This is a genomic window from Cyanobium sp. ATX-6F1 (assembly GCF_047395825.1).
GTDB lineage: Bacteria > Cyanobacteriota > Cyanobacteriia > PCC-6307 > Cyanobiaceae > ATX-6F1.
Window position 1 is genome coordinate 996,694 of sequence record NZ_JBCEBF010000003.1, and the last position, 25,134, is coordinate 1,021,827.

Sequence of the window (25,134 nt, forward strand, 5' to 3'; positions counted from 1 at the left end):
AGGGCTTGGGCCTGGGGACTGGGTCGTGGGGCCAACCCTAGGATCGGCCGGTCTGAGGGCCGGTCTTGGCTGAGGTTCGCTTCCAGCAGGTGAGCAAGGTGTTTCCGCCTCGGCGCGGGTCAGGGCCGGTTCCGGTGCTCAACCAGCTGGACCTGACCATCGCCGATGGTGAGTTTCTGGTGCTGGTCGGCCCCTCGGGCTGCGGCAAGAGCACCCTGCTGCGCTTGCTGGCGGGGCTGGAGAACCCCAGCGCCGGTGAGCTGTTCGTGGGCGAGCGCTGCGTCACGAGGCTGCGACCGGCCCAGCGGGATGTGGCGATGGTGTTTCAGAGCTACGCGCTCTACCCCCATCTGAGCGTGGCCGACAACATCGGTTTCGGCCTGCGCCGCAGCCGTCCCCGCAGCCTGGTTCAACAGCTCCAGGACGGCCTGCACCAGGCCGGCCGCGGGCTGCCCGCCGCCCTGCGGGTGCCCTCGCAGCGAGAGGATCGCATCGAACGCCGCATCGCCGAGGTGGCCGAAACCCTTGAGCTCACACCGCTGCTGGAGCGGCGGCCCAAGGAACTCTCCGGCGGCCAGAAGCAGCGGGTGGCCCTGGGCCGGGCGATCGCCCGCGAGCCGGCGGTGTTTCTGATGGATGAGCCGCTCAGCAACCTCGACGCCAAGCTGCGCACGGGCACCCGGGGCCAGATCGTGGAATTGCAGCGCCGCCTGGGCACCACCACCCTTTACGTCACCCACGACCAGGTGGAGGCGATGACCATGGGCCACCGCATCGCCGTGCTCAACCAGGGCCACCTGCAGCAGCTGGGCACGCCGCTGGAGCTCTACCAGTGGCCCTCGAACCTGTTCGTGGCCCAGTTCATCGGCAGCCCGCCGATGAACCTGCTCCCCGTGCGGGCCATGGGCGGCGCCCAGGTGCAGCTGGGCAGCAAGCGCTTTCTGGTGGAGGAGCCGCTGGCATGCGCCCTGGCCGAGCGCGCCGGCGAAGAGCTCACAGCGGGCCTGCGGCCGGAGCATCTGGTGCTCGCCCCCGCCACGAACCGCAACCTGGCGGCGGAGGTGACCCACCTCGAAGCCCTCGGCAATGAGCTGCTGGTCAGCGCCCGCCTGCAGGAAAGTGGCCATCTGGTGCAGCTGCGCGCCGACCCCGACCAGCGCGTGGTGCCCGGCCAGAGTGTTCATCTGGAGGTGGTGGGCAGCGGCTGGCGCCTGTTCGATCGCCAGGGGAAGCCCTCAAGCTGCCGTCAGGCCAGGCCCCGGCGCTGCCGGTGCTGCCGGTGCTGCCGGAGCTGGGGTGAGCGGAGGGGAGCGCGTCGCCGCCTCTACTTCACCCACACCACGCTGCAACCCGGCCCGCCGTCTCCTTTCTCGGCGTCGGCCACACGCTCCACGTAGGCCACCCCCGCCAGCCACTCGCGCAGGCCCCGCTTGAGGCGGCCGGTGCCGATGCCGTGAATCACCCACACCGGCCCGTTGGCCACCCGGAGCTGCTCCTCCACGGCGGCCTCCGCTTCGTGAACACGCAAACCACGCACATCCACGGTGTTGCGCTCGGTGCGCACCGAGGGGCCCGCTCCAAGCCCGGCGGGGATGCGCACCTGCACCTTCGGGGCGGGGGCTCCGGCGGCTGGGGCTTCTGGCCACTGAGCGATTCAACAGCCTCCAGGGGCAGCGTCAGCCGCATCGGGCCGCAGCGCACCGTGAGCTCCCGGCCACCGGCGGCGAGCTCCAGCACCTCGGCCGACTTCCCGAGGGACAGCACCCGGATGCGTTCCCCCACCACCGGCATCCAGCCCCGGTGCTGCCGCCGCTCGGGCACGGGCCGGTGGTCCCGCTCCAGGCGTTTGAGCCGCTCGCCGGCGAGCCGCGTTGTTTCGCCATCGGCCTGGCCCTGGCGCAGGCGGCGGATGATCCGGCGCACCTCCTGCTGCCCCTCGCGGATCGATGTTTCCAACTGGCGGCGGCGCTGCTCCTGCAGCTCCGCCGACTGCTCCTTCTGCTGCTCCCAGCGCTGCAGCAGCTCCTCATGCAGCAGTTCGGTGCTGGCTAACAGGGCCACCGCATCCTCGGCGGCCTCCTGCTGACGCCGGCGCTGGGCCTCCAACCCCTGGATCACCTGGTTGAGTTCGCCCTCCCCACGGGGGGCGAGCAGTTCCTGGGCCCGCTCGAGCACGCCGGGCGCCAGCCCCAGGCGGGAGGCAATCGCCAGGGCGTTGCTGCGGCCGGGGATGCCCCATTGCAGGTGATAGGTGGGCGAGAGGGTCTCCTCGTCGAAGGCGACCGAGGCGTTCTCGAAGCGCGCATCGTCGTACTTGAGCGCCTTGAGTTCGCCGAAGTGGGTGGTGGCGATCGTGAGCCGAGCCCGCTCGGCCAGGTGCTGGAGCAAGGCGATCGCCAGGGCCGCCCCTCGGTGGGATCGGTGCCGGCGCCCACTTCATCAAGCAGCACCAGGGACGCCCCCGCCGCCTCGGATGGGTGCTCGGGCAGGGCCGTCAGGATGCGGGCGATGCGGCGCACGTGGCCGCTGAAGGTGGAGAGGTTCTGCTGCAGCGACTGCTCATCGCCGATGTCGGCGAGCACCTGATCGCACCAGGGCAGCCGCGGCGTGCCGCCGCAGGGCAGGAACAGGCCGGCCCGCGCCATCAGCGCCGCTAGCCCCACGCTCTTGAGGGTCACCGTCTTGCCGCCGGTGTTGGGGCCGGTGATCGCCACCACCCGCAATTCGCTCCCCACCTTCACCGTCACTGGCACCACCTGCGGCCGCTGCGGGCTGGGGCGCAACAGGGGATGGCGAAGGTTTTCGAGCAGGAAGGGGGCCGACGGATCGCCCGAAAGTTCCGGCCGCACCGCCCCGAGGGCCAGGGCATAGCGGGCCCGGGCGAGGCCGAAATCCAGGGCCACCAGCACTCTCTGCAGGGTCTCGAGGCTGCCGGCTTCCGCCGCCACCAGGGCGCTGAGCGCGGCGAGCACCTCCCGCTCGGCCTCCCGCTCCCGGCCCTCCAGCTCCCTGAGCCGGTTGCCCAGGGCGATCACCGCCTGGGGCTCGATGAACACGGTGCTGCCGGAGGCCGAGCTGTCGTGGACCAGACCGCTCACCTGGGAGGCGGCGCCCGCCTTCACCGCCAGCACGGGCCGGCCGTTGCGCTCGGCGATCACCGTGTCCTGGAGCAGGGGGCGAAGCGGCGCAGCAGGTCCTGCAGGCGCTCGCGCCGCTCGCTGCGAACCGCCAGCAGCTGCCGGCGCAACTCGGCCAGGGGCGCACTGGCGCGATCCGCCACCCGGCCCCCTCCTCCAGGCAGAAATGGAGCCGCTGCTCCAGCTCCGGCAGGGTGCGCAGTTCCGCCACCAGCGATGAGGTCAACGGACGGAGCTCGTGGTCAGCGATCTGGCGCCGCAGCCGCCGGGCCGCCGCCAGGGTGGTGGCCACCGCCAGCAGCGCCTCGCCGCCCGCCACCCCGCCTTTGCAGCAATGGCGCAGGGTGGCGCCCAGGTCAGCCACCCCCTGGAAGCTCAGGCCGCCCTCGATCAGGCCATCGAGGCCGATCAGTTCGGTGGTTTCCGCCAGCCGCGCCTGGCTCTGGGCCAGCGAATCGGCCAGGGGAGCTCCGCGCAGCGGGCCCGCCCGGCCGCAGTGGAGCCATGGACGGCCAGGTCAGCCGCCAGCTGGTCCCATTCCAGCAACGAACGGGTTTCCTGATCAATCGGCGGCGGATCGACTGGGAGCGAATCGACTAGAACCGGTGACTCGGGCCCAGCGGGCCTGGTGTCAGGCGACATTGGAGGCGATCCCGCCTTCGGGCTCAAACAGCACCTCCAGCCAGTTGCCCTCGGGATCCTGCAGGTAAAAGGAGGCCGTCTGGTCGCGGTGGTCGTGGATGGCACCCACCGTCACGCCCTGATCCTGGAGAGCGGCGTGCACGGCGGCGAGGCCCACCCGATCGCCCACGTGGAAGGCGAAATGAGGCCCCGCAGCCCGATACTCGGGCCCCAGCAGGGCCACCCCCTCGCCGCCTTCGGGCAGCTGCAGGTAGGCCCAGTCGCTGGCATCCCAGGTGAGCTCGAGGCCCAGGGCCCTGTAAAAATCCTTGGCGCGCTCCATGTCCTGGACGCGCACCGCCACATGGCCCAGGCGCAGCGGGGGGACGGGGGCACGGCGTGAATGTCGGATCGATCCATTCTCGGCGCTGGGGCTCAGGCCCGCGGGGGCAGCTGCGCGCTCATCCCTGCCTGAGCCACTGCGCCGCGTCGCAGGCGTGGTAGGTGAGGATCAGATCGGCGCCTGCCCGCTTGAAGCAGAGCAGGGTTTCGAGCACGATCGAACGTTCGTCGATCCAGCCGCGCTCGGCCGCCGCCTTCACCATCGAATACTCGCCACTGACGTTGTAGGCGGCGATCGGCAGCTCGGTTTCGCCGCGCAGGCGGTGGATGATGTCGAGGTAGGCGAGCCCCGGCTTGACCATCAGGATGTCGGCCCCCTCCTGCTCATCGAGCAGGGCTTCGGTGAGCGCCTCGCGGCCGTTGGCCGGATCCATCTGATAGGTGCTCTTGTCGGTGGGGATCGGCTTGGTGGCACCGGAGCGGGGGCGGAATCGAGCGCCTCGCGGAAGGGGCCGTAGTAGGCGGAGGCGTACTTGGCGGTGTAGCTGATGATCCCCACGTGCTCGAAGCCCTCCTCATCGAGGGCTTCCCGGATGGCGCCGACGCGGCCGTCCATCATGTCGCTGGGACCGATCAGATCAGCGCCCGCCCGGGCCTGGGCCACCGCCTGGCGGCAGAGCTGGCCCACGGTTTCGTCGTTGAGCACCACCCCCTCCTCGCTGACGATGCCGTCGTGGCCATCGCAGGAGTAGGGGTCGAGGGCGACGTCGGTCATGATCGCCATGCCGGGATGCTCCTGCTTGAGCCGACGGATCGCCCGCGGGATCAGGCCGCCTTCGTTGAAGCACTCGGCGCCGTCTTCGCTCTTGAGGCCATCGGCCACCTTGGGGAACAGCACCACGCAGCGGATGCCCAGGTCCCAGGCGCGGCCGACCTCGCCCACGAGGCCCTCCAGGCTCCAGCGCTGGGCGCCGGGCATCGCGCCGATCGGCTCGTTGGTGACCCCCTCGTGGACGAACAGGGGATAGATGAAGTCGGCGGAGCTGAGCTGGTATTCCCGCACCAGGGCCCTCAGGGCCGGCGTGCGCCGCAGGCGGCGGGGACGGTAGGTGAGTTCCATGCTGGGACGACCGCTGGGCGGATCCTACGGATCGAGGGGTTCGGCCTAGAGCCTGGCCGCCGCCATCCACTCGCGCCGGGGGTCGCTGCTGCGCACATCGCGCAACTGGCCCAGCAACTCCAGCTCGCTCTCGCTGAACTCCCGGGGCAGGTGCAGGCTGAGGGTGAGCAGCAGATCGCCGCGGCCTTCCTTGAGGGGCCAGCCCTTGCCCTTGAGCCGCAGGGTGCGGCCCACACCCATACCCGGCGGCACCTGAACGGTGGCCTCGCCATCGGGGGTGGCCACGCGCACCTCCGCCCCGAGGCTGAGTTCATCGAGGCTGAGGGGCAGATCGGCCCGCAACTGATCCCCTTCGAGGGTCCAGATCGGATGGTCCTGGAGCTGGAGGGTGAGGTAAAGGTCGCCGCGGCGGCCGGTGCCGGGCTGCAGGTTGCCCTTGCCCTTGAGCCGCAGCCGGCTGCCCCCTTCACCCCGGGGGGAATGCGCACCTGCACCCGCTCCTCGTTGACCGCCAAGGTGCGCTCGCAACCGCGAAAGGCATCGGCCAGGGAGAGATTGATGGTGGCCTCCGCATCCAGATTGAGCGGCTGGGAGCGATCGCCCGCGGGGCCAGCGAAACCACCGGGGCCAGGGAAGCCCCCCGGGAAACCGGAGCCGAATCCAAACCCGCCCGGGGCACCACCGAACCCGGCAGCGCTTCCCCCACCGCCGCCGGGACCACCGAAACGGCCGAGGAGGTCGTTGATGAAGTCGTCGAAATTGCCGTAGCGGCCGAAGTCCACGTCCACACCGGCGCCAGCGCTGCCGCCACCACCTCCGGCGGAGCCCCAGTACTGGCCGAACTGCTCGTAGCGCCGCCGCTTGTCGGGATCGGAGAGCACCTCATAGGCCTCGCTGATCTCCTTGAACTTGGCCTCGGCCCCGTTGTCCCCCGGGTTGACATCCGGGTGGTACTGGCGGGCCAGTTTGCGGAACGAACGCTTGATCGTTTCGGCGTCGGCACCGCGCTCGACCTGGAGCACCTTGAAGTAGTCGCGGTAGCCGTTGGCGCTCATCGCAGCGGGGAACGGTCAAACGTGAATCCAACCAGTCTCCCAGTTGATCGGGCATTGGCCAGGGGCGCCGGAGGGCGGAAATCCCCCTAGGTTTTCTCCAGCCCGCCCGCGCGCCCATGGCCCACCACCTCCCCAGCTCTGGCCCCAGGGCTCAACGCCTGAAGCTGGCCCTGCTGGTTTTGGCCAGCTTGGGACTGATGGGCGCGGCGAGCGCCGGGAGCAAGCCGGCCGTCAAGACGTCCGCGGCGGCGCCCGCAGGTTCCCAGGGGATCGAGGCGGTCAGCCCCTCCACCCTCTCCCAGATCGCCCTGGCGGATCACCTGCGCGCCAAGGGGGCGATTTTTACGGCGCCTGGTGGTGTTCCCACTGTTTCCACCAGAAGAACCTGTTCGGCACCGAGGCGGCGCGCAAGCTCCCCTACCTGGAATGCGACAAGGACGACCAGGGCCGCCAGAAGTGTGTCGCCGCCAAGGTCAAGGCCTTCCCCACCTGGGTGCTGGGCAGCGAACGGCGTGAAGGGGTGCAGAGTTTGGCGGAACTGAGCGCCTGGAGCGGCTTCAAGGGCGCGACCAAGTGAAAGCCGCCAGTCAGTCCTGACGCCAAGGCCGCGCTCACAGCCGGCCCGGAGCATCAGTTTCAGGCCAACGGCGTTTCCGGCAGCCCCAGCTCCAGGCGCCAGTCGGCCAGGGGGCGCCCCCAGCCCTCTTCCAGCTTGAAACTGATCAGGCAGCGGGCCGCCAGACCCAACTCGAAGCCGCGGGCGAGGGCGTGCAGCAGCGCCTCGAGTGGCTCGTCGTTCTGCAGGGCGCTGAGCAGACCACCAAAGATCAGCAGCAGCGCCAGGGGCGAGCGCACCTGGGCCAGGTTGAAGGCCTGCAGCCCCAGTTCCCCGACCCCATCGGTGCCAAAACCCGTGAGCACGTGCACGATGTCGTGGGTTTCCCGCAGGCGGTGGGTGATGTACTGCGCCGGTGAGCTGATCGGACTGGGGTCAATCAGGCTCTCGGGCGTCAGCCCCTGGCTGACGAGCTGCTCGGCGTAGGTGCGGCCCAGGCTGCCCACCGGCAGAGCCGAAAGCTGGGCCAGATCGATCGGGTCGGGCCTCCAGAGCGTGACCACCAGCTCGGCCATCGCAGGATTGGCCAGCAGATGGCGCTGCATCTGGGTGGCCAGGGGGCTGCCCTGGAGGCTGCGGGCCACAGCGAAAACGCTGGTGAGTTCGGTGGGGTTCTTGAGGAAGGCGGCCAGGCTCGCCACCATCCGCAGCGACTGGAGCCGTTGTTTGAGGTTGACCAGCATGGGGCGCGGACAGGGGTGATCGACTGATCCTCCAACGGGCACGCCGATCGCGCCATGGGGGCGGGCCGGCGGTCCATTGAGTAGACCGGTGCGCGACACCGTGAAGGATCAAGGGGGCCAAGCGCGATGGTGATGCGCCGCCTGGGGATGCTGCTGAAGCTCGCCCTGGTTCTGCTGCCGGTGGCGGCGCTCAAGGCGCTGGCCATGGCCCGGGGCTGGGAGGTGCTCGAGCCGACACCCCTGTTCGCCGGACTGATCACCTCCAACGTCTTTCTGATCGGCTTTTTGTTCAACGGCGTGCTCGTTGACTACAAGGAAAGCGAGAAGTGTCCCGCCCAGCTCGCCGAGATCCTGTTGAGCCTGGTGGCGGAGTTGCAGGCGCTGGGCTGGGCCCGGCCCGAGGCCGAACCGGCGGCGGCCCTGGCCACGGTCGCCCAGCTGGGGCAAGGGTTCCTGGGCTGGTTCCAGGGCACCACCCGCGCCGACGAGCTCCTGGATCGGATCGACCGGCTCAATGCCGAGCTGGCTCAGCTGCGCCACAGCTGTGAATCCCCCTGCATGGCGCGGTTGCTCCAGGAGCTGGCCGCGCTGCGGGGCCTGCTGCTGCGCATGGAAACGATCCGCTCGATTCCCTTCGTTCCCACGGTGTATTGGTTGTCAGCCACCAGCACCACCCTGTTGTGCGCCGGCCTGGTGCTGACCCACATGGAGGACTGGGTGGAGATCTTCTTCTATCTCGGCTCGATCGCCTTCCTGATGGTGTTCATCCTGCTGATGATCTGGGATCTGGACAATCCCTTCGGCCATGGCGAGTTCTCCTCCTGCGAGAACATCAGCCTGGCGCCCCTGGAGCGCACGCTGCCCCGGATCACCCACCCCCGCGATCATGAGGGCTGAGGGGAGGCGGGCCGCGCTCCGGCAGCATGGTGTCCCGCCCCTGGCTCGATGGCCCCACGCCGCCGCCGCACGTTGAAGGGCCGCAATTGGTTCGGCCGCAATCCGTGGGCGCTGCTGGCGTTGCTGCTACTGGGGATGGGCCTGGCGGTGCAGGTGTTCCACAGCCAGAAGGGCACCCAGCGGGATCCGCGGCGGGAGTTGCGGAAGTTCTGAGGAGATGTTGGTGCTGGTTCAGCAGGCACTCTTCGTCCTTTGACCTGTGGCCGTTCAGCGGTCGTAGATCTCACTTCGATGGCCAATCCTCAGCACCAGAACCACAAGCTGATCATTCAGGAGTTGACAGATCAAGCGGTAGTCACCCACGCGGTAGCGCCAAAGCCCACGAAGGGGACCACACGCCGACCGGCTGGGCGATCGAGTCGTGCCAGCTCACGCTCAGCCTGCTTGGAGAGCTCAATCGTCCAGGCCAAGTTCTGCTACAACGACTTCAAGCGGGCGCGTGGCCTCTTCACCGCGCCTGATGCGCTCAGCCACGGCCGCCCCGAGGTAGGCATCCTCGACGTCCTCGAGGCCCTGGAGAATCATCTGCTGCAGAAAGAACTCCTTCGAGCGGCCGGCATCGCGCACAAGCCGGTCAAGCCGCTGCTCGATGACCAGGTCCAGTTCAACGGACATTTCCATGATCCAATCGTAGGCCGATCGGCAGCGAAATCTCATCGCACCAGGAGGAAGGCGGCCAGCGCGCAAGGCTCTACGCAAAGCGCCGGAGTGCAGGAATGAAACGCCCTGGTTACGCCCAAGCCAGGGCTGAATCCGAAGCCCGCTGCCGCACGGTCGGCCAGCTGATCAGAGCCCATCACCATCCGCACGGCCATTTCTCGATTGGAGAGCGCCAGGAATTGGGGCAGAGGCGCCAAAGCCTTGGTGATCCAAGCCTTCCTAGGGTCGACCCATTCGCAGCCCAACGGTGCCTCCCGAACCCCTGCTGGGGGCCGGTGATCCGGCCGTGTTCCAGATCGTTCGTCCCGCTGGCCGCTCGGCCGTGCTGCTCACGGCCGACCACGCCGGCCGCGCCATTCCCCGCCGCCTGGCTGGCCTGAACCTGAGCGCTCGGGTGCTCAAGACCCATGTGGCCTGGGATCTGGGCGTCGATGGGCTGGGCCGCTGCCTGTCGGAGCGGCTCGACGCCTCATTGATCCTGCACAACTACTCACGGCTGGTGATCGATGCCAACCGGCCGCTGGAAGCTCCCGACTCGATCGTCAGCCGCAGCGAGCACACCGCCATCGCCGCCAACGGCAACCTCTCCGCCGCCGAGCGGCAGCAACGGGCCCTGGAGCTGTTCCAGCCTTACCACCAGCGCATCGCCGCCGAGCTCGATGGGCGTACCGAGCGGGCCCAAGCCACCGTGCTGGTGACGCTCCACAGCTTCACGCCGGTGCACTCGGGCGTGGCGCGCCCCTGGCATGTGGGGGTGCTGCACGGCCGTGACGGGCGCCTCGCCCGTCGGATGCTCCAGGGGCTGGGGCGGGAGAAGGGTCTCCGGGTGGGGGACAACGAGCCCTACGCCGTGAGCGATGAAAGCGACTACACCCTGGTGGTGCATGGGGAGCGCCGCCGGATTCCCCACGTGGAGCTGGAGATCCGCCAGGACCTGCTGGCCACGGGCGCCGGCCAGCGGGAGTGGGCCGAGCGGTTGGCCAGCGTGTTGGAGGCCTCCCTGGCGGAGGGTTTCCCGCCGCTCCCAGGCGCTCCAGCGTCAGTACGGTGACTCATGGAAAGGCTAGATAACGCCCCATCGCAGCCTCCGCTCAAGATCCGCGTGGGCTTCGATCTGGAGCTCCGCTGCCCACGGCCCACGCCGATGATCGTCACCCTGGGGGTCCATGCCAGCAGGGCCGGGGATCTGCTGGAGGCCGACCCGCTGCAGGTGACGCCAGCGGTGCCGCTGCGTTCCTACGTCGATTCCTACGGCAACCGCTGCCACAGGTTGGTCGCTCCGGCTGGGCTGCTGCGTCTGCAAGGCAGTGGGCTGGTGGCCGACCCTGGATGGACCGATCCAGTCCTGCCAGAGCTGGAGCAACGTCCCGTGGAGGATCTACCGGACGACGTGTTGCTGTTCCTGCTGGCCAGCCGTTTCTGCGAGAGCGATCTGCTCACGGATCTCGCATGGTCACGGTTCGAGGGGGCCCCCAGCGGCTGGGGGCGTGTGCAGGCGATCTGCGATTTCGTGCATCAGCACGTGCGCTTTGACTACAACCGATCGAGCCCGACCAAATCGGCCCTCCAAACTCTTGAAAGTCGAGAGGGAGTCTGTCGCGACTTCACCCATCTGGCGATTGCCCTCTGCCGCTGCATGAACATCCCGGCGCGCTATTGCACGGGCTATCTGAGCGACATCGCGGTGCCGCCGCCCCATACCGCCATGGACTTCCATGCCTGGTTCGAGGCTTACCTCGGCGATGGCTGGCATGTGTTCGACCCGCGCAACAACACACCCCGGATCGGGCGGATCCTGATTGCCCGGGGCCGGGATGCGGCGGATGTGGCCCTCACCACCAGCTTCGGTCCCTCGGTGCTGGAGTCGTTTCAGGTGTGGGCCCGATGACCTATTGCGTGGCCGTGCTCCTGGAGAGCGGGATGGTGTTCGCCTCGGATTCACGCACCCATGCGGGTGTGGATGATTTCGCCAGCTTCTGCAAGATGACGGTGTTCGAGCGCACTGGCGATCGGGTGCTGGTGCTGCTCAGCTCCGGCAGCCTGGCCGGCACCCAGGCGGTGATCAGCCTGCTGCGTCAGCGGGCCGACGCCGGCAATGGAGACGCCAACCTGTGGACGGCACGGACGATGTTCGATGTGTTGGGCCTGGTGTCCGATGCCGTGCGGGCGATCCAACAACGGGATGGCCCCTACCTGGAAGGTTCGGCCGGTGGGTTCAATGCTTCCTTCCTGGTCGGTGGTCAGATCAAGGGTGAAGTGCCCCGGCTGTTTCGGATGTATGCGGAAGGTAATTTCATCGAAGCCAGCGAAGACACCCCGTTCCTGCAGACGGGGGAAGCGAAGTACGGCAAGCCGATCATCGACCGGGTGATCTATCCCAGCACCACGCTGGGGGGAAGCGGCCAAGTGCGTGCTGGTGTCGTTCGATTCGACCATGCGCAGCACCCTGTCGGTGGGGATGCCGATCGACCTGATCGTCTACGAACGGGACAGCCTGGCGATCACCCACCGCCGGCGCTTCTGCGAGGGAGACAGCTACTTCAAGGACCTGAGCAACGCCTGGGGCACGGGAGTTCGTGGCGTGTTCCGCGATCTGCCGGAGCTGCATTGGTAAGGGGCCTTCCAGCCCCCAAGGATTCCTTGGCTGAGCGCCGCCCACGGGCGCTGGAGGGAGCATCCTGAAGGCAATTCAGCCTGTGGGCCCGGTGCTGCTTGCTGCCTCCCAGCCGATCTGGTCCCTGCCGCTGGAGCAGGTCTATCCCGCCCTGCAGACCAGGCCCGAGGGTCTCACGCAGCAGGAGGCCGATCGTCGCCTCGAGGAGTTCGGCGCCAATCGTCTACCCAGCCTGAAACGGCGCCCCCTGGTGCTGCGCTTCCTCGACCAGATGGTGCACTTCATGGCGCTGCTGCTTTGGTGCGCCGGGGGCATGGCCTTTGCCGCGGGCACCCCCAGCTGGGCTGGGCGATCTGGTCGGTGGTGCTGATCAACGGCATCTTCTCGTTCTGGCAGGAATTCCAGGCCGAGCAGACCCTGGCCGCCCTGACCCGCGCCCTGCCGCGGCAGGTGCAGGTCTGGCGCGATGGCCTCCTGCGCGTGCTCCCTGCCGAGCAGCTGGTGGCGGGGGATCGGCTGCAGCTGGAGGAGGGTGACCGGGTGCCGGCCGACTGCCGCATCGGGGCGGCCTACGAGATGAGCGTTGACCTCTCGGTGCTCACGGGCGAATCCCTGCCGGTCTCACGCCATGCAGGCCCCCTCCCCATCGGAGTGGAGCCCACCCTGGTGCCCATCAACGAACGGACCAATCTGCTGCTGGCCGGCTCCACGATCGCGGCCGGGAGGGGTGAGGCGGTCGTCTATGCCACCGGCGCCGAAACCGAATTCGGCCAGGTGGCTCACCTCACCGCCGGCACCCGCCGCAGCCCCAGCACCCTGGAGCAGCAGGTGGGTCGCATCGTGCGGACGATCACGATCATCGCGCTGTCGACCGGGGCGCTCACCTTTGCCTTGAGCCTGCTGTTCATCGGCATGGCGCCGATGGAGAGCCTGGTGTTTGCCATCGGCATCATCGTCGCCTTTGTTCCCGAAGGGCTGCTCCCCCAGGTCACGCTCACCCTGGCGCTGAATGTGCAGCGGATGGCGCGTCGCCAGGCGCTGGTGAGGAGATTGTCGGCTGTGGAAACACTCGGTTCGGTGAGTGTGATCTGCAGCGACAAGACCGGCACGCTCACCGGAAACCACATGGCCGTGGAAGACACCTGGCTGCCCGAGGCGGACGAGGGGATGCGGCGACTGCTGCTGATCGGAGCCGTGCTCTGCTCCAATGCCCGGCTTGATGGCAACGGCGTCGGGGTGGGCGACCCGACGGAAACGGCCATGCTCCAGGAGGTCCTGGCCCTGGGGCTGGTGCCCGAAGCGCTCCGCCAGGAGCACCCCCGCCAGCGGGAAGTGCCCTTCGACTCCCACCGCAGAAGCATGACGGTTGTGGTGGAACGCGGCCCGATCGATCTGCCGCTCCCACAGGCCTCTGCGCTGGTGATCACCAAGGGGGCTCCCCTGGAAGTGATCTCCCGCTGCAGCGCCTGGCTCACCGCCTCGGGCCCCGTTCCCCTCAACGACGAACATCACAGCCAGGCCGTCGTCGCCAACGACACACTCACTGGCCGAGGCTTCCGCGTGCTGGCTGTTGCCTTGCGTGCTGCGGGTTCAGCTGACGCCACCAACCCTCCCGAGGATCTGGAGGCGGGTCTGATCCTGCTGGGGCTGATCGGCCTCTACGACCCGCCACGGCCCGAGGTGCCGGACGCGATCCGGCGCTGCCGCGAGGCCGGCATCAAGGTGACGATGGTCACCGGCGACTACGGTCTCACGGCCCAGGCGATCGCCCGTCAGATCGGTCTCCTGGAGGCTCCCAGCGGAAGTTCCGATCATCACGGCACGGTGGATCCGGTGCGCGTGATCGAGGGGGCCACCCTGGCGCGGATCAGCGATGGGCAGCTGCGCCAACTGATCAAGTACCGCCACCGGCTGGTGTTCGCACGGATGGCACCGGAGCAGAAGTTGCGGCTGGTGCAGGCCTACAAGGCCCTCGGGGAGGTGGTGGCCGTCACCGGGGATGGAGTGAACGACGCGCCGTCGTTGAAGGCGGCGGATGTGGGTTTGGCGATGGGGATCAGCGGCACCGAAGTGGCGCGGGAGGCCGCCGACATCGTGCTGCTCGACGACAACTTCGCCACCATCGTCGAGGCCATCCACTACGGCCGTGGTGTGGTCAGCAACATCCGCAGGTTCATCACCTACATCCTTGTCGCCAATGTGTCGGAAGCGGCCCCCTTCCTGGCGATGGTGGCGCTGAGGATCCCGGCGGCCCTGAGTGTGCTGCAGATCCTCGCCGTCGACCTGGGCACCGATGTGCTGCCGGCCCTGGGCCTTGGCGCCGAACCGCCCGAACCCGGCGTGATGCGCAACCCCCTCGCCCGCGCAACAGACCGCTGCTCGACGGGGCGGTGATGCGCCGCTCCTATCTGGTGCTGGGGGGACGGAGGCCCTGATCGCTCTGGCCGGCTATCTGCTGGTCTGGCACAGCCATGGCGTCGACCTCTCAGAGCTCAGGTCGCTGGCGCCGCGGCTCCTCCACGGCATCGCATCAACGGCTGAGCTGGCGTTGCAACGGGAGGCCTCCACGGTGGCCTTCTCCCTGATCGTGGCGGGACAGATGGGCGCCCTGCTGGCCTGCCGCAGCAACCGGCGACCGTTCTGGCAGGTGATGCATGTCCCCAATCGGCTGTTCTGGCTCGGGTTGCTGAGCCAACCGATCGTGGCCGGCAGCCTGGTGCTGGTGGCCCCCATGGCCGCCGTCTTCGGCATGGCCCGCTTCCCGCTCACCTACCTCGGCGCGATCGCCCTGGCACCGGTGGCGGTGCTGCTCGCCGACAGCCTCCACAAGCTGCTGATCCAGAGGTCCGAGCGGGGTCAACATCCGTCGCGACGGGCCCTGGGGTGAGAGCCCACAGCTAGGAACCACTGGTGCGTTGACTCTCAGTGGGCCGGCAGGGCCTGGGGCTGGGGATCCCTGATGATCCAGAACAGGGACGCGGAGAGAAGGGCGCTGAAAAACACCACACCGAGGTGAAGGCGTAGCCGTAGGCCAGGTGTGTGATCAGGAACGCGACGAGGAGCGATCCTCCGAACCAGCGCAGCCGCACTGAGCCGCTGATCATGAACGGGACCGTGATGATGACCCCATAAACCGTGCTGCCGGCACCAAGGTTGATCCAGCGATCCGCCAACAGGGTGGTGTTGTAGTTGAGGGATCCCTGCACCACGGTGGGCTGAAACAGGGAACCATCCAGGGCAAGCGGCAGCCAGAGCCCAGCGCCCGCGAGCAAGCCCAGAACCAGCAGCCCCTGGAGCATCCAACGCCGCCGGAGAGGTGGTGCCTGGACGTTCAACTGCAGCACGGACCAGGGCAGCCAGGCCAGCCAGAAGGCATAGGCGAAGAACAGGTAACTCAGCGCTGCGGGGTGGACCAGCCAGTCGGGGCCATCGGGGTCGAGGCCAAGCCAGACCAGCCCCTCAAGGGCCTGCTGGAGCGCGAAAAAAACGGCGTGAGGGCTAGGGGCAGCAGATCATTGCGTTGCTGATCCTGGGCATACCGCACAGCTCCCACACCCAGGGGCAACAGCCCGGCCGCCACCACGAAGCTGGCGCTGCTGGAGAAGCACATGGGCGATCAGCCGTCTCCGGCAGCAGGGGCCAGCCACCAGCCTGGACTGGATCGTGGTTCTTCAGCGGTGGATGGCGTTATCCAGGCCACGTCGGCAGACCTCCACTCAACAAGGTGCCTCGATGCCGCCAGAGCACTTCGGGCTTGATCGTGATGCCGTGGGAATGGGCGAGCTTGGCGGCCTCCTCGGTGGAATGGCTCTGGCGAAGTGCCGCAGCAAAGGCAGGATCCCGTTGTGTGAGCTCTTTGATCCGATGCAGTGCCTGTTCCGCATCGCTGGAGGCGTGGCCCGAGGGGAGCGATGTGCTGCTGATTTCCATGGCCATGACCGCCTCTTTGCTTGAAGCCTAGAGAGGTCAGATCGGTCCCCTGATGAGTAGAAATACCCTTGATCTGAACCGTCAAGGAATTACACTGAGACTTGGTATTAACGCTGCCTAAAATAAGATTTGATCTTGCCAACGCCGCCCCTGAGTGGCAGGCAGGTGCCCTAGAGCTCAAGAATGAAATCGGTGGAGACCTGTTGACTCAAGGGGCTTGTTATTCGCCCATCTAGGCGCTGACACTTTTCTGGAGTGCTTCCTGTGCGAGCGTGTTAAGACTCTTTCCCTGCACTTCCGCAGTCATCGCCAACTTCTCATGGAGTTCAGGTGAAATCCGAAGATTAAATTTGCCCGAAAAGTGTTTCCGCGGCTCAATTCCTTGCTCCTTGCAGACCTCAAGAAAGACGCCCAGTGACTTTTTAAATTCTCGGCGAAGTTCATCCGGACTAAATCCATAGAAGTCGGCTCCTCCAGAAAGCCCAAGAATTTCCCCGCGAAACTGATCCATTTCCTCGTCGAATTCAATTTTGGCGTGGTAGCCATCCACAGTCATGAGATTCATGGTGTCACTCCGTGTTCTTCAAACCATTGGCGGATTGAAGCAACAGCACCCTTGTCTGTATTAGGCGATGGGTGGGGTCTGTGAAAGACCCTGACTTCGCCAAACAGAACGACCGCGACTCGGCTGCCCGCCCTCTCAGTGACCTCCCCACCAAGCCCCTGAAACAGGGCTTCAATGTCCCTGCACGGCAAGCTGCCGTTTACGGGACGGGAGAAGATCAGCTCAAGGGTGCGCTGGTGCTTCCGCTTCATTCATTCATGGTACTGCGCCTCGGTACCAGCAGCGGCTTCCGCTTGCGCTGATCGCGCCTTCGCCAAGACGTAACGGAAGGCCCCTCAAGGCTGCGACTCCCTCACAATGGAGCGAGGCGGGGCAGGGGAACGTGCAGATCCTCGGTATCGATCATGTCGTTCTGCGCTGCAGGGATCTGGGCGTCATGCTCAGGTTTTACACCGATGTGCTCGGCTGCAGCTTTACCAAGCGAAATGAGCGCCTGGGGATGATTCACCTACGGGCCGGCAAGTCCCAGATCGACCTGGTCGATGCCGATGGCGCGCTGGGCCTGGCCGGTGGCGCCCCCTGGCAAGGAGGGCCACAATGTCGATCACATCTGCCTTCGTATCGAACCATTTGACGTGGAGGCCTTGAGAGTTCACTTTCTCAATCACGGCATCGATCTTGGAGCGGTTCACCAGAATTTCGGCGCCGAAGGGTATGGCTCCGCGTTCTACCTCAAGGATCCCGAAGGAAATTCGCTCGAACTCAAGGGTCCTTCCGTTCAGCAGGCCGGCCGCGACGACGCTTGAGCCGTTCGTCAGTGGCACCCTGCGGCTGCTACTGGGCCGCGGGAGCAGCTGTCTCGATCGCATCCAGCTTGGCCGCCAGCACGGCATCGGCCCTGGTGAGCCCATCCGCCTTGTGGGTGTAGATCGTCACCTCCACATAGCCCCAGCCGAGCTTGAAGTCGGCGTGGTGGCCATTGGCCTCACAGACCGCGCCGGCGCGGTTCACCCAGGCCAGGGCCGAGGCAAAGTCCTCGAACGTGTGTGACTTCAAGAAGTGATGGTGATCCACCACCTGCCATCCCGGCAGCTCAGGAAGCAGAGCGGCCAGTTCGTCCTCAGCGAGGGTGGGGCCACCATCACGGCAGGGCACACAGAGATCATCGGAAAGGAGCATCGGGAGCAACGGCAGCTTCCTCAGCTTGATCACCCAGGAGCGGGTTGACGCTGATCTTGTCTTCTGGCACCCCGGGTTCAGAGTTGCCTGGCCTTCCCTTCCAGGCTTCCAACAGGTTCAAGCTGATGACAGGGCACAAGAAAAGCGAACAGGAAGTGGAGGGTGGTGAACACACCATGACTCCAGCCCTCATTTGATCACCTACGTAGACGGGGACGCAACTGCCCGCTCGGAGCTGAGGATGACTACCTGGAGAACGCCGCCCAAACGACTAACACCTCCAGCAGGAATGTCAACCGATCACACTGACGTTGCTAGTGCTCTTTAGCGGCACAGCCATTACAGCCGGTCGATCCAGCAGGTTCATGCACGGTCTAAGACTTGATCCTCAGACTTCATTGACCGCGCATCATATCGCAACCTCGGCGACCAGGAACAAGCGTTCCAAATCGCGGTAACCACTGCAAAAACTGAGGATCAACTGCCCAACAACTAGGAGTTTGTTGCCAATTGAGCAGCGAACCCCTGGCCACAGCGGATCGACCCCTGAGCTGAATAGCTGAGACTCCGTCCTTCTGCTGTCCGGGCCCCATCGATGGGCCTCAGTCAGCCGCTGCTACACCGGCCAACGCTTCTGCTGCCACTCATCCCGATGCTGCCACCAGCGCCTGTTGCTGTGATCGCCTGAACCTGAACAACTTGAGCAGGTTGTGGGTGGCAGCGATCAGATGCCACTCGTTGTTCACCTTCTCCAGACCCCGCAGCAGGAATCGGCGTAGGCCCCGGGCTTCTTTGATCTGCCCATTTACCGGCTCCACGATCGCCTTGCGCTGGGCGTAGATCTTGGCGCCCTTCTTGCTTCTGAGCTTGCGGGCCATGCGGGTTTTTGCATCGGCGTCTCTGGCTAAAGGTCCTCGCTTGGGCGGTGGCGGCTGGCCGTGTGGCAGGCGGCCGGTGGCGATGTATCCATCAATGCCCTGATCGGTGCAGGCGTTGGCGTTTGCCTCGCTCCAGTAGCCCGCATCCATCGTCATCACCGTGGGCAGTGCACCGGCGCTGGCGGCGATGCGCTCCAGCATGGGTTCCAGGTGCTCGACGTCCGGCGGTTGGCTGCTCACCCCGAGCGCCACGATCACCTGGTGGTCGCTGTCCACCGCCAACTGGCAGTTGTAGCCCTGCAGATAGGACCCACCTGACTGCATCAGATGACTCTGGGGATCGGTGAAGTTGCGCTGGGCCTTGGTGGTTGGGGTGCCGTCGGCTTTCCGGGCCAGACCACGGTGTGGCATCGCGTCAGCAGCAAGTGGCTCCAGATCCGGCGGCTCCACGCCAGCGACCTCGGCGGCCTTGATCGCAGCCTCCCGGGCAGCCTTGGCCTTTGCTGCTGCCGCCTCGGCTTTCTTGTTCAGCTCGGCCTGCTCTGCTGGCGATGCCTCCGCGTCCTGCGCGGCAGTGGCTTGGGCCCTGGCCGCTTCTGCCTCCTCGTGCCGCTGACGCGCTGCAGCAGCAGCGGTCTCCGCTTCCATCTCCTTGCGGGCCTGACGGATCCTGGCCAGCCGATCCTGCCGCCGCCGCAGTTCGTCGGGCAGGTCGCTGCCGCGGTTGCTCTTGCCGTAGCGACGATCCTCCTGGGCATCAAGGATCTCGGCCTTGCGCATCAAGGCATTGATCTCCTGCTGCAGCTGCTTCTCCGCCCTGAGCATGCGCTCGTGGCTCATGGCTTTGTGCTTGGAGGCATTGGCCTGAATCTTGGTGCCATCAAGGGCCACATGGCCGAGGCTCACCATGCCGGCCTTCTGGCACAGGCGCAGGATCTGAACAAATAGACCCCTCAGGGCATCGAGGTTGCGGCGCCGGAATTCGCTGACGCGGCTGTGGTCTGGCTGCTGGTTGCCCGTCAGCACCCGGAAGGCCAGGTCCTCGTAGCAGGCCCGCTCGATCTTGCGGGAGGAGACGATGCCCACGCAGTACGCGTAAAGCAGCAACATCGTCATCATCCTGGGGTCAAACCCTTTCTCCCCACGTGGATCTTTGCTCTGAGCGGGGATCAGGACCTGTGATAGATCCAGCTCATCCACCAGATCAAGCAGGAAATACACCTGGTGATCATCCGAGAGCCAATCACTCGGTGATGGCGGCAGCAGGGTGGTCTGCTCCGGCTGCCAGGGGCGGAAGGACTTGGGCTTCTGCATGCCCCATTCTGGTGGCCAGACCCATTGCTGTCACTGGGATCTGGGCAGATTTATGGGCGTCTGTGGAGAGCTCGGCCGCTGATCTACGCGCAACAGGCTCCTAGCGCGACCTGCGCACGCGTCTGAGAAGGCGAGCGCCTGAAATGGCCTGGTAGCCAATGGGAGCCCACCCTGGGTCCCATACCAACAAAGCCCACAAAAGCAACCGCACGACCATGAATCGAGCACGCCTCAAGCCAAAGGAGCAAAGGGGTTGACTTGAGGTATTCCTCAGCTTGACTCGACGGACATAAACACCCTCGCAACGGCGTCCATATTTACGCGCCCTGCAAAAATTGCTTAGAAAAATGAGCAGCCCAATCAAAAACGCACTCAAGCCCCTATTGAAAGGGTCAAGGGCAGCAGCCATTGGCGCCCTGGGCTCAGTCTGTCTTTTGGCCTGCGGCTCGCAACTGAATGCCTATGCGCAAACAACAATCACCGTTGATAATAAATCTGGCCTCACATCCTCTACTAGTGGCAACCTGGGATGGTTCTACGGATTCAATCAAGGCGGCAATATCAATTGGAATTCCCTACCCTTCACTGGCTCTACTTCCTTCCCATTGCCAACGGGGGAAAAGGCGGAACCTTGCAGATCATTTTGGCAGACCCGACCGGCATCAAAACCGGCCAATCACCTGGCACCGTTTTAATTGGCCCAGGCTACAGTCAGTTGTATGAATTTGCAACAGCAACCAACCCTTACACACTTGACATTAGCTGGGTAAATAATTTTAGCTTTCCCTCAACCGTTGCAGCGCCAGGGCTGAACTCGATTGGAATTAAACCGACCCTAACGCGGAGCGCAATTTACAGCAAATACACCACCTTTGCAAAGGAGCTGGGCTACGGAGACCTAGTCATTAGCAATCAGTTCTTAACCTCAGCTTTCTCTAATAACGTCAGAAGCCCATTCAGCCTCCCACCTGGCACCGCTCCGACCAGCAATCCTCAGGCTTACCAGTTCATCCTAAATCCCGGTCAGGCTGTGATCCCGGGAGCCATCAACCTCATTTCCAATGCAGTGGCAGCGGACATAAATACATCCTCTTTTGATAACATATGGGGAGATTTTCTGAGACGCGTTCAAGCGAAGAGCAGCTTTAAAACTATATTCCCCACCGTACAAATCGGATTTACCAGCAGCAACCGTGACGGGCTCTACCATCAATAATATCCCTGCAGCAAGCATCTTTGGCAACTTAGCAGTCGCGAACAACTACGCCGCCACCACAACACTAGACCCTTCAAAAATTTACTACAACGGATCCGCTAGATTCACGGGCCTTCAATTCACAGGCGTTCCAACCGGCCCGAGCACAACAACAACAGCCTATATCCCAACACCAAGCGATATTTCGGCTCAACTTCTCTGGAAAACCAAACAAAAAAACCACAATATTATCATCCCGAACACCCAAAACGCAGCAACGATGGAGGTGTCTGCCAGTGATGCTGCCAAGTTGCAGCCTGGGATGTTCCTGGTTAGCAGCAATAATTACTTCACCAATCTCTCAGGTGGCACTACGTCTGATGTGATGATCATGGCCATCACGCCCAACAGCGGCAGCAACAACAGCGTAACCCTTACGCTGTACTCGCCAGGGGGCAATCTACAGACCACAGCACCCAAAAATGAAAACAACGCTGTCGTACTTTTTTCCAATATCAACGATCGTTCGCAGGCCAACTCACCGGCTGCTGTCTGGCTTGCAAACAAGTGGCCGCTGGATTCCAACCAGACTCTAGACAACCAGGTATATTGCAACTCCACAATGGACTGTCCCGTTTCAAAATGGGTCGGGCAAATCAAAACCCAGCTCAATCAAGCAATCAACTGGGGTTCGCTGGCCTCCACGCTGCCTACTGGCGACACTTTGATCAATACCGTTTGGGCGAACCCTGCTAATTGGTACACCAATACCGATGAAAACGGGAATCCTGCTTACAACATCTATTCGGCGTTCTGGCACACGCAGGATGTTGCTACAGCATTTGACACTAACCAAGATCCTTACAAATCTTTTGCCGCTGCCTACGGATTCTCCGTAGATGAGAATCCGTACACCGGCTTTCCTGGTAGTTCGTCGCTTCCGACCTTACAGGTTCCATCCAAGTGGGACGGAACCCTTCAAGCCGGCAATCCCGTGACGATCACCTTGCAGGAGTGGGGCAGCACTCCACCGCCAGACCCCTGCAGCGCGGTTGATGACGTGGTGTGCTGGAACGCAGCCTCAGGCCCATTCAGCCTAAACACAAACTGGACATCCTCTCAACTTCCTAACCCAGGCACTCCCTTTAGCCTGATCAGTTTCCAGGCTCCTTATGCCATTACTGGTGGAACGGCTACCAATAACATCACCAACTTCAAGGCCCAGGGAATTGAATATGGGGTTGGGACTGGATCTTACACAATCGATGGAGCCCCCATCACACTCACCGGCCGCAATGGGTTCGCCATCAGCAACGAGAGCGGCACTACTCAGACTATTTCGGCGCCGCTGACTCTGACCGGCAGCTCGCGCCTGAGCCTCAACGTGACGGAAGACTCCAGCCTCACCCTCACCGGCGGCTTAACCTCTGCCCAGGGCTGGCGGAAAGCTGGAAGTGGGCTGCTCTCCCTGGATGGGCTCAGCAAAGGCACTGAGAGCACCGGCCGGATCTCCATCGCCGGCGGTACTCTTTCTCTTAAAAACAACAGCAACATTTCCAATTATGCCGGCATCGGCTCTGCCCTATCTACGGTGATCGAAGGTTCAGGTACCCTGCCGGGCACGGGAAAGAGCTCCATTCAAGGTATGTTGGTTCCTGGCGATATGGATTCACCGATCGGCCGACTGGCCTTCACAGGTGATCTAAACATTGGCTATGGCGGCGGTGCCATTCTTCACAATCTCTCCGTAAATCCTGCCAGCAGCGACTTGATAAGTGCTGCCGGCATTCTCACGATTTCCCCTCAAAACAGCACTCTCTCGATCGGCTCAGTTACTGGCACTACAGCCTCCTATTGGATCCCATTGATAACCGCAGGCAGTGACAGCTCGGTGAGTGGGGCTTTCAGTCGCATCTTTGGCCTTAGCGAAAACCGAACCATCGTCTACCGAACATCAGGGAGCCGCCCCGGGGTCTTTCTGCATTACAACGGAGATACACCCATTCCAACAGGTGATTGCATAGACCCTGGCAATCCCGCCAACGATGCAAATCCCTATGCCACCACCTTCTGTGGAGGCAGGCTGATAATTAACACCAACTCGTCTAATGATAACTGGCTACTAGAAAAGGTATCAGGCGCCGGCACGAACCGCATCGATCTTGCTGGCTATTCTGGCAACTCAAACTTCACTGGGGTTTTCAGCGGAGAAGGAGATTTGACATTAGAGAATACTGGTCAGACCTTCAATGGATCAATGACGCTCAGCGGCGACAGCACCTACACAGGGCTTACCACCATACGCACTGGTGCCAGAGTCTTCATCAACGGCTCGATTGCACCGTCCGCTTCACTGACAGTTCAGTCTGGCGGATTAGTCGGAGGCAACGGTCTTCTGCCTAGCACGGCGTTGAATCCTGGTGCAATAATTGCTCCTGGCAATTCGATCGGCACCCTAACCGCTGCGAATCTCACCCTGAACGGCGGCACGATTGCAGCAGAAATCCGGGGGCCGCAGAACGACCGCATCAATGTAACTGGCAATGTGACCGACTTCACCGGCACAGCTGCGCTGATCCCCTTCGGGGGTGGTTCACCTTTTCCGGGCTTTGTCTACACTGTCGTTGACGCGTCCAACAGTACCAACTTCGCCTCATCCTCAAGCCTGAATCTGGATCAGTCGTCTGTGAGCAGTGCTTTGCTGCGGTTCGGCACAACCCTGCGTCAGAACCCCCTAAATAATCCTCAAACCTTCGCAGTGCAGTGGAAACCCAATAGCACTACCGGAGCCACCACTGCCGCGATGCAGGCACTGGGCAACGGCAGCAATAATGCCCTCTGCCTGGCAGGATCTCTGGACAGAGCCTTTAACGCCCTTACGGACGTCGCCACCAACAACAAGAACAACAGTGGTAATGCCATCGGTGCCACTGGCTTCACCTCAGGCCAGGCCAAAGCAGCGGGAATGAGCTCTGGCTTTGTGGAAGCCCTCAACAACTTGGTGTTGCTGCCATCCAGCAACCAACTGGTGTCGGCCGTGAACTCGCTTTCCGCCCAGCCCTATGCGGCCTTCCAATCTGTGGGACTTGAAACCCTTAAGCAGCAGCGCGAAACGGTGCTTGCCCAGGCTGGGCAATGCCTGAACAACGGCTGGATCATCAACGGCAAGAAGGCGAAGAATCCACTCTGTGCCTTTGCCTTGGCCCAGAACAACAGCAGTTCCGTTCGCGGCAACGCCGACTTGGCCTCTTACAATGCTGGGGTATTTTCAAGTGGTATTGGCCTGGAGTACTACCCCTCCAACCAATGGAGTGTGGGTGTGAGTTACGGCTACGGTACCTCATATGCCAACAATTTCTCAACATCATCCGCCTCAATCAACGCAGGCGTGAATAGCCTCAACCTTTTTTCCCAGTACAGGCCTTCAGAGCAATGGCATGTGCGCGGACTGCTGGGCTACAGCAGCTTTAATATCGATGCAAGCAGATCCATCGCTTTTATCGGCAATGACTCCTCCCTCACCTCCAACACAAACGGCAATGGGTTTACTGCTGCCATCGAAACTGACTACGCATTCCCACTCACCAAACCGTCCTCGCCCACCCAGGCAGTAATCAAGCCGCTTCTAGGACTTGCCTGGGGCAGTTATGCACAATCAGGATTCTCCGAATCAGGCAATGCTCTCGCACTCTCCGTAAATGGCAATACATCTAATAGCCTTGTAACGACTGCAGGCGTTGAGTTCAGCACCAGCCCAATCCCTCTGAACACATCAAAAACAATGAGCATTCGGCCCTCACTATTGGTGGCCTATCAGGTGGACGCACTTGCGAACAATAGCTCTAACAAGTCAATGATGTCGACGTTCTCTGAAGCCTCCAGCGCCTGCGAATCATGTAAGACAGAGGGCCAGAACCTGGGGACCAATGGCTTAAATATAACCGCTGGTGTTGACTTGCAATTTAACGATTCAACATCTCTCTACGTTAATGCCTCTTACGAGACATTCACCAACGCTTCCCAGTATGGATACGGCGGTGGCTTGCGTGTTCGCTTCTAACTCGTTAACTGAGCGATATCGGCCACGCCTGCAAGCGGAGGAAGCCTAGGGACTCAGATGATTAAAGCCTGACCTAGATGAGCTAACTGAAGCGTTGTCGCGGGATTTCGCTGATGCCTAATGTTGTCAACCTATCGTCACGGGACATACGCACGGGTGCAAAGCGGCTCGCAAAAACCCCAATGTTTCTGAATACTTTAAAGGGGCC

26 protein-coding genes and 4 pseudogenes are annotated in these 25,134 nt (G+C 63.6%); 14 read left to right on the forward strand and 16 right to left on the reverse strand.

Annotated features, from left to right (window positions below):
- The first annotated feature begins 65 nt into the window (after positions 1–65).
- Complete coding sequence (locus tag AAF143_RS17475; protein ID WP_414027444.1) at positions 66–1,397, forward strand: ABC transporter ATP-binding protein; 1,332 nt, start codon at positions 66–68, stop codon at positions 1,395–1,397.
- Here the strand turns inward: AAF143_RS17475 and AAF143_RS17480 are convergent.
- The 4 genes and pseudogenes from AAF143_RS17480 to AAF143_RS17495 form a co-directional block, all read right to left on the reverse strand.
- Positions 1,325–3,779 (reverse strand): annotated as a pseudogene (locus tag AAF143_RS17480) (endonuclease MutS2). The gene AAF143_RS17475 and the pseudogene AAF143_RS17480 overlap by 73 nt on opposite strands.
- Positions 3,769–4,122: a VOC family protein gene (locus AAF143_RS17485; RefSeq protein WP_414027445.1), complete on the reverse strand. Its 354-nt coding sequence runs from the start codon at positions 4,120–4,122 to the stop codon at positions 3,769–3,771. The pseudogene AAF143_RS17480 and the gene AAF143_RS17485 overlap by 11 nt, the downstream one beginning before the upstream one ends.
- 97 nt (positions 4,123–4,219) lie before the next feature.
- A pseudogene (gene hemB / locus AAF143_RS17490) lies at positions 4,220–5,220 on the reverse strand (porphobilinogen synthase).
- A gap of 45 nt (positions 5,221–5,265) precedes the next feature.
- Positions 5,266–6,275: pseudogene (locus tag AAF143_RS17495) on the reverse strand (DnaJ C-terminal domain-containing protein).
- Positions 6,276–6,318: 43 nt separating this feature from the next.
- Between AAF143_RS17495 and AAF143_RS17500 the strand changes: the two are divergent.
- Positions 6,319–6,852, forward strand: coding sequence for a hypothetical protein (locus AAF143_RS17500; RefSeq protein ID WP_414027446.1), 534 nt, complete (start codon positions 6,319–6,321; stop codon positions 6,850–6,852).
- A gap of 59 nt (positions 6,853–6,911) precedes the next feature.
- Here AAF143_RS17500 and AAF143_RS17505 read toward each other — a convergent pair whose 3' ends face one another.
- A complete protein-coding gene (locus tag AAF143_RS17505) occupies positions 6,912–7,574 on the reverse strand; it encodes a Coq4 family protein (RefSeq protein ID WP_255010855.1) in 663 nt (220 codons plus the stop codon).
- 132 nt (positions 7,575–7,706) lie between these two features.
- Here AAF143_RS17505 and AAF143_RS17510 point away from each other — a divergent pair, with 132 nt between their 5' ends.
- Both AAF143_RS17510 and AAF143_RS17515 read left to right on the forward strand, forming a co-directional pair.
- The gene (locus AAF143_RS17510; protein ID WP_414027447.1) at positions 7,707–8,471 is read left to right on the forward strand and encodes a hypothetical protein; all 765 of its coding nucleotides are present in this window, start codon (positions 7,707–7,709) and stop codon (positions 8,469–8,471) included.
- 48 nt (positions 8,472–8,519) lie between these two features.
- A complete protein-coding gene (locus AAF143_RS17515) occupies positions 8,520–8,684 on the forward strand; it encodes a hypothetical protein (RefSeq protein WP_255010858.1) in 165 nt (54 codons plus the stop codon).
- 54 nt (positions 8,685–8,738) lie between these two features.
- Here the strand turns inward: AAF143_RS17515 and AAF143_RS17520 are convergent, their stop codons facing one another.
- A complete protein-coding gene (locus AAF143_RS17520) occupies positions 8,739–8,834 on the reverse strand; it encodes a type II toxin-antitoxin system RelE family toxin (RefSeq protein WP_255010860.1) in 96 nt (31 codons plus the stop codon).
- A 90-nt stretch (positions 8,835–8,924) separates the two neighbouring features.
- Positions 8,925–9,146: a DNA-binding protein gene (locus AAF143_RS17525; RefSeq protein WP_414027448.1), complete on the reverse strand. Its 222-nt coding sequence runs from the start codon at positions 9,144–9,146 to the stop codon at positions 8,925–8,927.
- Positions 9,147–9,438: 292 nt separating this feature from the next.
- Between AAF143_RS17525 and AAF143_RS17530 the strand changes: the two genes are divergently transcribed.
- Entirely contained in the window at positions 9,439–10,242 is an 804-nt protein-coding gene (locus AAF143_RS17530; protein ID WP_255010864.1) for an N-formylglutamate amidohydrolase, read from the forward strand.
- Between the two features lie 51 nt (positions 10,243–10,293).
- Positions 10,294–11,079, forward strand: a complete 786-nt coding sequence (locus AAF143_RS17535; protein ID WP_414027449.1) for a transglutaminase-like domain-containing protein — start codon at positions 10,294–10,296, stop codon at positions 11,077–11,079.
- 50 nt (positions 11,080–11,129) lie between these two features.
- Here the strand turns inward: AAF143_RS17535 and AAF143_RS17540 are convergent, their stop codons facing one another.
- The gene (locus AAF143_RS17540) at positions 11,130–11,627 is read right to left on the reverse strand and encodes a hypothetical protein (protein ID WP_414027450.1); all 498 of its coding nucleotides are present in this window, start codon (positions 11,625–11,627) and stop codon (positions 11,130–11,132) included.
- On the opposite strand from AAF143_RS17540, the gene AAF143_RS17545 reads away from it, so the two are divergent.
- From AAF143_RS17545 to AAF143_RS17560, 4 genes and pseudogenes are all read left to right on the forward strand, one after another.
- Positions 11,626–11,805, forward strand: a complete 180-nt coding sequence (locus AAF143_RS17545) for a hypothetical protein (protein ID WP_414027451.1) — start codon at positions 11,626–11,628, stop codon at positions 11,803–11,805. The two genes, AAF143_RS17540 and AAF143_RS17545, sit on opposite strands and share 2 nt — an antisense overlap.
- Before the next feature lie 91 nt (positions 11,806–11,896).
- Positions 11,897–12,175 (forward strand): cation-transporting P-type ATPase, encoded by a 279-nt coding sequence (locus AAF143_RS17550; protein WP_414027452.1) that lies wholly within the window; start codon positions 11,897–11,899, stop codon positions 12,173–12,175.
- Positions 12,166–14,199 carry a cation-translocating P-type ATPase gene (locus tag AAF143_RS17555; protein WP_414027453.1) on the forward strand — a complete coding sequence of 678 codons (2,034 nt, stop codon included), beginning with the start codon at positions 12,166–12,168 and terminating at the stop codon, positions 14,197–14,199. The genes AAF143_RS17550 and AAF143_RS17555 overlap by 10 nt, the downstream gene beginning before the upstream one ends.
- A gap of 34 nt (positions 14,200–14,233) precedes the next feature.
- Positions 14,234–14,692: pseudogene (locus tag AAF143_RS17560) on the forward strand (cation transporting ATPase C-terminal domain-containing protein); the annotation flags it as partial.
- Between the two features lie 10 nt (positions 14,693–14,702).
- Here AAF143_RS17560 and AAF143_RS17565 read toward each other — a convergent pair.
- From AAF143_RS17565 to AAF143_RS17590, 6 genes are all read right to left on the reverse strand, one after another.
- A complete protein-coding gene (locus AAF143_RS17565; RefSeq protein ID WP_414027454.1) occupies positions 14,703–15,149 on the reverse strand; it encodes a hypothetical protein in 447 nt (148 codons plus the stop codon).
- A gap of 50 nt (positions 15,150–15,199) precedes the next feature.
- The gene (locus AAF143_RS17570; RefSeq protein WP_414027455.1) at positions 15,200–15,415 is read right to left on the reverse strand and encodes a hypothetical protein; all 216 of its coding nucleotides are present in this window, start codon (positions 15,413–15,415) and stop codon (positions 15,200–15,202) included.
- A 77-nt stretch (positions 15,416–15,492) separates the two neighbouring features.
- The gene (locus AAF143_RS17575) at positions 15,493–15,735 is read right to left on the reverse strand and encodes a hypothetical protein (RefSeq protein ID WP_255010871.1); all 243 of its coding nucleotides are present in this window, start codon (positions 15,733–15,735) and stop codon (positions 15,493–15,495) included.
- 232 nt (positions 15,736–15,967) lie between these two features.
- Positions 15,968–16,291, reverse strand: coding sequence for a type II toxin-antitoxin system HicB family antitoxin (locus AAF143_RS17580; protein ID WP_414027532.1), 324 nt, complete (start codon positions 16,289–16,291; stop codon positions 15,968–15,970).
- Positions 16,292–16,296: 5 nt separating this feature from the next.
- Positions 16,297–16,551, reverse strand: a complete 255-nt coding sequence (locus tag AAF143_RS17585) for a type II toxin-antitoxin system HicA family toxin (RefSeq protein WP_255010875.1) — start codon at positions 16,549–16,551, stop codon at positions 16,297–16,299.
- A gap of 101 nt (positions 16,552–16,652) precedes the next feature.
- Positions 16,653–16,808: a hypothetical protein gene (locus AAF143_RS17590; protein WP_414027547.1), complete on the reverse strand. Its 156-nt coding sequence runs from the start codon at positions 16,806–16,808 to the stop codon at positions 16,653–16,655.
- On the opposite strand from AAF143_RS17590, the gene AAF143_RS17595 reads away from it, so the two are divergent.
- Together AAF143_RS17595 and AAF143_RS17600 are read left to right on the forward strand one after the other, a co-directional pair.
- Positions 16,737–16,934, forward strand: a complete 198-nt coding sequence (locus tag AAF143_RS17595; protein WP_414027533.1) for a hypothetical protein — start codon at positions 16,737–16,739, stop codon at positions 16,932–16,934. The genes AAF143_RS17590 and AAF143_RS17595 overlap by 72 nt on opposite strands.
- Entirely contained in the window at positions 16,849–17,106 is a 258-nt protein-coding gene (locus AAF143_RS17600; RefSeq protein ID WP_414027548.1) for a hypothetical protein, read from the forward strand. The genes AAF143_RS17595 and AAF143_RS17600 overlap by 86 nt, the downstream gene beginning before the upstream one ends.
- A gap of 28 nt (positions 17,107–17,134) precedes the next feature.
- Here the strand turns inward: AAF143_RS17600 and AAF143_RS17605 are convergent, their stop codons facing one another.
- Positions 17,135–17,479 (reverse strand): 4a-hydroxytetrahydrobiopterin dehydratase, encoded by a 345-nt coding sequence (locus tag AAF143_RS17605; RefSeq protein ID WP_255010878.1) that lies wholly within the window; start codon positions 17,477–17,479, stop codon positions 17,135–17,137.
- Positions 17,480–18,123: 644 nt separating this feature from the next.
- Positions 18,124–19,671 (reverse strand): IS1182 family transposase, encoded by a 1,548-nt coding sequence (locus AAF143_RS17610; protein ID WP_414026636.1) that lies wholly within the window; start codon positions 19,669–19,671, stop codon positions 18,124–18,126.
- Between the two features lie 565 nt (positions 19,672–20,236).
- Between AAF143_RS17610 and AAF143_RS17615 the strand changes: the two genes are divergently transcribed.
- The gene (locus AAF143_RS17615; RefSeq protein WP_414027456.1) at positions 20,237–20,887 is read left to right on the forward strand and encodes a hypothetical protein; all 651 of its coding nucleotides are present in this window, start codon (positions 20,237–20,239) and stop codon (positions 20,885–20,887) included.
- Complete coding sequence (locus AAF143_RS17620) at positions 20,865–24,926, forward strand: autotransporter domain-containing protein (RefSeq protein WP_414027457.1); 4,062 nt, start codon at positions 20,865–20,867, stop codon at positions 24,924–24,926. The genes AAF143_RS17615 and AAF143_RS17620 overlap by 23 nt, the downstream gene beginning before the upstream one ends.
- Positions 24,927–25,134 lie beyond the last annotated feature (208 nt).

What these genes read in the sequence shown, in the direction of transcription:
- AAF143_RS17580 (WP_414027532.1), bottom strand. Translation starts at nt 16,291, where the DNA reads ATGACTGTGGATGGCTACCACGCCAAAATTGAATTCGACGAGGAAATG.
- AAF143_RS17510 (WP_414027447.1), top strand. Translation starts at nt 7,707, where the DNA reads ATGCGCCGCCTGGGGATGCTGCTGAAGCTCGCCCTGGTTCTGCTGCCG.
- AAF143_RS17540 (WP_414027450.1), bottom strand. Translation starts at nt 11,627, where the DNA reads ATGGTCGAATCGAACGACACCAGCACGCACTTGGCCGCTTCCCCCCAG.
- AAF143_RS17610 (WP_414026636.1), bottom strand. Translation starts at nt 19,671, where the DNA reads ATGCAGAAGCCCAAGTCCTTCCGCCCCTGGCAGCCGGAGCAGACCACC.
- AAF143_RS17595 (WP_414027533.1), top strand. Translation starts at nt 16,737, where the DNA reads ATGCTCAGGTTTTACACCGATGTGCTCGGCTGCAGCTTTACCAAGCGA.
- AAF143_RS17525 (WP_414027448.1), bottom strand. Translation starts at nt 9,146, where the DNA reads ATGTCCGTTGAACTGGACCTGGTCATCGAGCAGCGGCTTGACCGGCTT.
- AAF143_RS17515 (WP_255010858.1), top strand. Translation starts at nt 8,520, where the DNA reads ATGGCCCCACGCCGCCGCCGCACGTTGAAGGGCCGCAATTGGTTCGGC.
- AAF143_RS17570 (WP_414027455.1), bottom strand. Translation starts at nt 15,415, where the DNA reads ATGTGCTTCTCCAGCAGCGCCAGCTTCGTGGTGGCGGCCGGGCTGTTG.
- AAF143_RS17585 (WP_255010875.1), bottom strand. Translation starts at nt 16,551, where the DNA reads ATGAAGCGGAAGCACCAGCGCACCCTTGAGCTGATCTTCTCCCGTCCC.
- AAF143_RS17605 (WP_255010878.1), bottom strand. Translation starts at nt 17,479, where the DNA reads ATGCTCCTTTCCGATGATCTCTGTGTGCCCTGCCGTGATGGTGGCCCC.
- AAF143_RS17505 (WP_255010855.1), bottom strand. Translation starts at nt 7,574, where the DNA reads ATGCTGGTCAACCTCAAACAACGGCTCCAGTCGCTGCGGATGGTGGCG.
- AAF143_RS17545 (WP_414027451.1), top strand. Translation starts at nt 11,626, where the DNA reads ATGCGCAGCACCCTGTCGGTGGGGATGCCGATCGACCTGATCGTCTAC.
- AAF143_RS17575 (WP_255010871.1), bottom strand. Translation starts at nt 15,735, where the DNA reads ATGGAAATCAGCAGCACATCGCTCCCCTCGGGCCACGCCTCCAGCGAT.
- AAF143_RS17600 (WP_414027548.1), top strand. Translation starts at nt 16,849, where the DNA reads ATGGCGCGCTGGGCCTGGCCGGTGGCGCCCCCTGGCAAGGAGGGCCAC.